This is a genomic window from Mesorhizobium sp. M7A.F.Ca.US.006.04.2.1, from assembly GCF_004022915.1.
Taxonomy (GTDB): domain Bacteria; phylum Pseudomonadota; class Alphaproteobacteria; order Rhizobiales; family Rhizobiaceae; genus Mesorhizobium; species Mesorhizobium ciceri.
This window is the reverse complement of sequence record NZ_RZQA01001232.1, coordinates 1-1335: the sequence shown is the minus strand read 5'-3', so window position 1 is coordinate 1335 and position 1335 is coordinate 1. Positions and strand designations below refer to the sequence as shown.

The 1335-nt window shown below is 65.8% G+C and carries 2 protein-coding genes; both read right to left on the bottom strand.

All coding sequences use genetic code 11. From position 1 onward, the window contains the following. Positions 1-92: 92 nt before the first annotated feature. Positions 93-1070, bottom strand: a complete 978-nt coding sequence (locus EN925_RS36120; protein WP_127369676.1) for a small ribosomal subunit Rsm22 family protein — start codon at positions 1068-1070, stop codon at positions 93-95. 1 nt (position 1071) lies between these two features. Continuing rightward, positions 1072-1335 (bottom strand): hypothetical protein (locus EN925_RS36115; RefSeq protein WP_128337387.1); only part of this gene is annotated, 264 nt, incomplete at its 5' end.

Here is a 1335-nt window from a genome sequence, read left to right as displayed (position 1 = left end):
GGAGAGTATTCGCGTGCCCCGATTCCGGTTGACTCGACAGGGCGTGGTTCTCTATCTGACTCGTCGGAACAAAGCAAGAACAATGGCGCTGTTCATTTTGCGATGTTGTCCAGCCTGTCGCCCCAGTCCAGTCGCCGGGCCAACTTGAAGTCGGCGCCGTCGCGCTTGGTGAACAAGCGCTCGGCGGCGGTGCCGTCGTCCTGGCAAAGCTTGAGCAGAACCTTGCCGGAGCCGGATTTCGGTGGCGCAAGAACTCGTGCCTGGTGTGATGTGGGGCCGTCGCGAGAAGCCGCGACGTAGATGAATTTCTCGTCTTCCCACGGCACGTCGGCATCCTTGGCCAGCCGATGCAGGCGCGAGCGGGCGACGCGGCGGGAAAAATGGCACCAGTCGGGCTGGACCAGCGGGCAGGGCGCCTGATGCGCGCAAGGCGCAAGCACATGTGCGCCCGCCTCGATCAGCTGCCGGCGCACGGCAAGGATGCGCTGCCAGCCGGCGGGGGTGCCGGGCTCGACGATCAGGAGCGTGTCGCCAGTGAGTTGCCAGAGCCGGTGGATGAGTTTCGGCTGCGATGCCGGCGCGATTTCATCGAGCACATAAGCGCACGTGACCAGATCGGCCGGCTCGATGTCAGCAAGGTCGATGGTGGCATCACCGGCCAGCCATCTGGTCTGGGCGGCAATAGTGTTGCCGGCAAGCGTCTCGCCGATCTTACGCACGGCGGCACTGGCTTCGAACAACACCGCCTGTTCGAGATCGGGCCACAGATCGGTCGCGGCCCAAAGCACCGTGCCAGGGCCGGCGCCGACATCGAGCAAGGTCCTGGGCTGAAAGGCAGGCTTGGCGTCGCTCAGCGCGTCGAGGCTGGAACGGATCGCGGCATAGGTCGCCGGCAGCCGCGTCGCCAGATAGGCCTTCACCGCCAGATCCTCGGCCATGTGCAGACGGCCGTCGCGCAACTCGGCGCGGTAGCGGTCGGACAGCGTCTTTGCCGCTTGCTTGAGTACCGCCAGCGGAACGTTTTCGAGCAGACGCTCGACACCTTGGCGAAGGGAGGCAGGCAACTCCATCTCAAGCGCCCCGCGGGACGAGAAGGATCACCGAAGCACCGGCAATGCAGAGCGCGGCACCGGCAAGATCCCAGCGGTCGGGGCGAACGCCTTCAACCAGCCACAGCCAGCCAAGCGACGCCACGATGTAGATGCCGCCATAGGCGGCGTAGGCGCGACCGGCCGCTGACGTGTCGACCAGCGCCAGCAGGAAGCCGAACAGGGCAATCGAGGCGAGGCCGGGAAGCAGCCAAAGCGGCGACTTCTCCAGCCGCCACCAGGCCCA